Source organism: Streptomyces sp. NPDC001508 (assembly GCF_040298665.1).
GTDB lineage: Bacteria > Actinomycetota > Actinomycetes > Streptomycetales > Streptomycetaceae > Streptomyces.
In genome coordinates this window covers 1-3101 of the sequence record NZ_JBEPAP010000137.1, presented here as the reverse complement: position 1 = coordinate 3101, position 3101 = coordinate 1, and the positions used below count along the sequence as shown (strand labels likewise).

At 71.6% G+C, this 3101-nt stretch carries 6 protein-coding genes; 1 reads left to right on the top strand and 5 read right to left on the bottom strand.

The features are described 5' to 3' along the window. On the bottom strand, nucleotides 1-388 hold a 388-nt coding region (locus ABT245_RS45615), incomplete at its 3' end, for a biotin carboxylase N-terminal domain-containing protein (RefSeq protein ID WP_351747002.1). A gap of 370 nt (nucleotides 389-758) precedes the next feature. Here ABT245_RS45615 and ABT245_RS45610 point away from each other — a divergent pair. After that, entirely contained in the window at nucleotides 759-1370 is a 612-nt protein-coding gene (locus ABT245_RS45610) for a hypothetical protein (RefSeq protein WP_351747000.1), read from the top strand. On the opposite strand, the gene ABT245_RS45605 is transcribed toward ABT245_RS45610, so the two are convergent. The 4 genes from ABT245_RS45605 to ABT245_RS45590 all read right to left on the bottom strand — a co-directional run. Next, complete coding sequence (locus ABT245_RS45605; RefSeq protein WP_351746997.1) at nucleotides 1342-1959, bottom strand: Maf family protein; 618 nt, start codon at nucleotides 1957-1959, stop codon at nucleotides 1342-1344. The genes ABT245_RS45610 and ABT245_RS45605 overlap by 29 nt on opposite strands. A 94-nt stretch (nucleotides 1960-2053) precedes the next feature. Next, the gene (gene mmpB, locus ABT245_RS45600) at nucleotides 2054-2182 is read right to left on the bottom strand and encodes a morphogenic membrane protein MmpB (RefSeq protein ID WP_351746995.1); all 129 of its coding nucleotides are present in this window, start codon (nucleotides 2180-2182) and stop codon (nucleotides 2054-2056) included. A 275-nt stretch (nucleotides 2183-2457) separates the two neighbouring features. Next, on the bottom strand, nucleotides 2458-2667 hold the full coding sequence (locus ABT245_RS45595; RefSeq protein WP_351746993.1) for an acyl-CoA carboxylase epsilon subunit: 210 nt from the start codon (nucleotides 2665-2667) through the stop codon (nucleotides 2458-2460). Between the two features lie 17 nt (nucleotides 2668-2684). After that, nucleotides 2685-3101, bottom strand: a 417-nt coding sequence (locus ABT245_RS45590; protein ID WP_351746991.1) for a carboxyl transferase domain-containing protein, incomplete at its 5' end; no start/stop codon positions are given.

Genomic DNA, 3101 nt, shown 5'->3' with positions numbered 1-3101 from the left:
CCAGCGGGGCGCCCGCCCGCTGCGCGATGTGCCGGGCCGCCACCTTGTCGCCCAGGTCCCGGATGGCCTGCGGCGGCGGGCCGATCCAGATCAGGCCCGCGTCCAGCACCGCCTGGGCGAACTCGGCGTTCTCGGAGAGGAAGCCGTAACCGGGGTGGACGGCGTCCGCGCCCGACTCGTGCGCCGCGTTCAGGACCTTCTCGATGTCCAGGTAGCTGCCGGCCGGGGTGTCACCGCCCAGGGCGAACGCCTCGTCAGCGGCGCGGACATGCAGAGCGTCCCGGTCCGGGTCCGCGTAGACGGCCACGCTCGCGATCCCCGCGTCCCGGCACGCCCGGGCCACACGGACAGCGATTTCGCCACGGTTGGCGATGAGCACCTTGCGCACGATTGAGGCTCCCTCCTTGAAACAAGCCGAGTTTAGGGACTGCCGACACGGCACTTCGACCCGTCCCCACTGGTGAGCTTGCCCACACGGAGCGTGATACGAGGCCCGCTCGACCCGCGAAAGCCCTTGTCGCACCGCGGTACGCAGGACTCCACCGGAAAACCCTAGTCCTGTCATGTGGTCAAGGTCTCTGTGAGAGCGTGCTGCGGCGCACTTCGTTTCTTTGTGGAGTCCCTACGAATGGCCCAACGGTTCACTGGCGGCGGCAGAACCCTTGTCCCTTGGTTTACCCGTTAGTAGCGTTCGCGGTGCCCCGAACGTACTTCGGGTAACGGCAGTCTTGCTCGGCGGGTCGAAAGTGGGTGGGCCGGTGGTGCGCAGACCGGTGGCATGGGTCGTGGCGGTCGTCCTCTTCTGCGAGGCGCTGTTCGTCGCCGCGCTGAACTGGTTCCTCGGGATGGTCGTCGACCGTCAGTACATGTTTCTGGCCGGCCTCGCCCCGGGCACCATGGCGATGTCCTCGAAGATCGGCGGAGTGGTCTTCGGCCTCTACTTCGCGCTGTGCGGCCTGATCGCCCTGCTCGTCGCGCTCCGTGACCGGGCCCCGTCCGGCCTCGGCCGCGCGCTGCTGATCAGCGTCGCCGTGGTGCAAGGGCTGCTGGGGGCCTTCGCCTGGGGGCTGGTGGGCCGGAGCGCGTTCCTGCTCATGGTCGTCGTGCTCGCGCTGGTCGTCCTGCTCCTGATGACGTACGACGAGCGGCCCGGCACGGCCTCGTCGGCGGGCGGTGACGCGCCCGGCGCCGGCGGGGCCCCGGAAGCCGCGGACGGTCCGGGGGCGGTCGCCGAGGAGCCGTGGGCCGGGTCCGGTGGGTCCGGCGGGTCCGGCACCCAGCGGTCCCGTGGTGGGGCGGTGGAGCCGCGGGACGACATACTCGCGACGGCCGCTCCGGGCGTCACTCCGCGAGTGTCCACAACTCCGTGATGCCGACGCCCAGTTCGGCCAGCAGCTTGCGCACCAGGGGCAGGCTGATGCCGATCACGTTGCCGTGGTCGCCGTCGATCCCCTCGATGAACGGGGCCGAGCGGCCGTCGAGGGTGAACGCACCGGCGACATGGAGGGGTTCGCCGGAGGCGACGTACGCGGCGATCTCGTCGTCCGTCGGCTCGCCGAACCGCACCACGGTGGAGGCGGTCGCCGACACATACCGCTTGCTCGTCGTGTCCCAGACGCAGTGCCCCGTCTGCAGGATCCCGGCCCGCCCGCGCATCGACTTCCAGCGGGCGGTGGCCTCCTCGACGTCCGCGGGCTTGCCGAGCGCCCGGCCGTCCAGCTCCAGCACCGAGTCGCAGCCGATCACCAGCGCGCCCTGCGCTTCCGGCCGGGCCGCCACCACGGAGGCCTTCGCCTCGGCCAGGGCGAGCGCCAGCTCGGCGGGGGTGGGCGCGGTGACCGCGTCCTCGTCGACACCGCTGACGATCACCTCGGGGTCCAGCCCGGCCTGCCTGAGCAGCCCGAGCCGGGCGGGGGACTGGGAGGCGAGCACGAGCCGGCGGCGCGGGTGGTCTGTCATGCGATCAGCGTAACGGCGGGTCCGCTCCGCTCGGGTTCGGCCGGGACTCAGCTCAGGCCGGCGACGGTTCGCTCCCCTCGGGTTGGGCCCAGGTTCATCTCAGGCCGGCGAAGATCATTGCGAGCACCATGCCCAGCGCCATGAGGAGGCCGAGCCGCCGCAACATGGCCTGCGCCTCGCGCAGTTCCTCGGGCGGCTCGTTCTCGGGGTCCGACCACAGCATGCCACCAGCGTGCGGCTGGGGCGGGGGGCGGGGCCTGAGTACGGGTACTCAAGTTGGCGGGCGGCGCCTGCGGCACCGTGCGCGGTTCCTCGCGCCCCTTTGTTGTCGTCGGCTTGATCGGCGGGTGCGGGGGTTGGGGTGGGGCGCTTGAGTGCGGGGGTTTGCTTGGGGGCCGGTGCCGTGGCACTGTGCGCGGTTCCTCGCGCCCCTTTTGTTGGTGTGGGCTTGGTCGGTGGGTGCGGGGGGCGCGGCACCGGGTGCGGTTCCTCGGGCTTCTAGCTGGGCCAGTAGGTGCGGGGCCAGGTGGCTGGGCCTGGGTGGGGGACGTGGGTGGTGGCGATGCGGGCAGGGTCGGACCACGCGTCCCTGGGGGTCCGCGCCCCGGACGGCGCGGCGGCCGCCGCCGCGGCGCGGACGCGGACCACCGCCAGTGCGGCGGCCAGCTCCTCCGGGGTCGGATTGCCCCGTACGACCTTGATGTTCATGCCGGCTCCCGACGGGTCTAGAGAGGGATGTTGCCGTGCTTCTTCGGAGGCAGGGATTCCCGTTTCGTGTGCAGTTGACGCAGCCCGCGCACGATGTGGCGGCGGGTGTCGGAGGGCAGGACCACCGCGTCGATGTAGCCGCGCTCGGCCGCGACGTACGGGTTGAGGAGGGTGTCCTCGTAGTCCTGGATGAGCCGTTCCCGGGCCGCCTCGGCGTTCTCGCCGTTCGCCCCGGCCTCGGCGATGGTGCGGCGGTGCAGGATGTTCACGGCGCCCTGCGCGCCCATGACCGCGATCTGGGCGGTGGGCCAGGCCAGGTTGAGGTCGGCGCCCAGGTGTTTGGAGCCCATGACGTCGTAGGCCCCGCCGAACGCCTTGCGGGTGATCACCGTGATCAGCGGGACCGTCGCCTCCGCGTACGCGAAGATCAGCTT